The sequence below is a fragment of the Zoogloea sp. LCSB751 genome (assembly GCF_002028455.1).
GTDB lineage: Bacteria > Pseudomonadota > Gammaproteobacteria > Burkholderiales > Rhodocyclaceae > Zoogloea.
This window is the reverse complement of the sequence record NZ_MWUM01000283.1, coordinates 1-263: the sequence shown is the minus strand read 5'-3', so window position 1 is coordinate 263 and position 263 is coordinate 1. Positions and strand designations below refer to the sequence as shown.

General features: G+C 49.0%; 1 protein-coding gene. It reads right to left on the bottom strand.

What is annotated here, in order from left to right; translation table 11 throughout:
- Positions 1–138: 138 nt before the first annotated feature.
- Entirely contained in the window at positions 139–255 is a 117-nt protein-coding gene (locus tag B4920_RS31125) for a hypothetical protein (protein ID WP_368664746.1), read from the bottom strand.
- Positions 256–263: the final 8 nt, after the last annotated feature.

The following is a 263-nucleotide window of genomic DNA, read 5'->3' as shown; positions in this document are numbered from 1 at the left end:
TTCCTTTTGTCGAAGAGGAAACCATTATCTTAGTAAAAACTGGCCATTTACCCATTAGCGCCATGTAACGCTAGCAGACGACTCATTAGGCTTAGACCGCATAAGTGTTAGCGACTGACTTATGCGGCCGAGGAAATATCAACTTTTGCCATCGGTGAGCTTTTGCGCCAGCGCGGTGGCATTGCGTGCGGTGATGCCGTAAATCGACAACTGTGGGTTTGCACCTAAGCTAGTCGGGAAGATAGAACCGTCCATCACCGACA

Excerpts from the sequence above, each read along its gene's own strand:
- B4920_RS31125 (WP_368664746.1), bottom strand. The coding sequence starts at position 255 with ATGGACGGTTCTATCTTCCCGACTAGCTTAGGTGCAAACCCACAGTTG.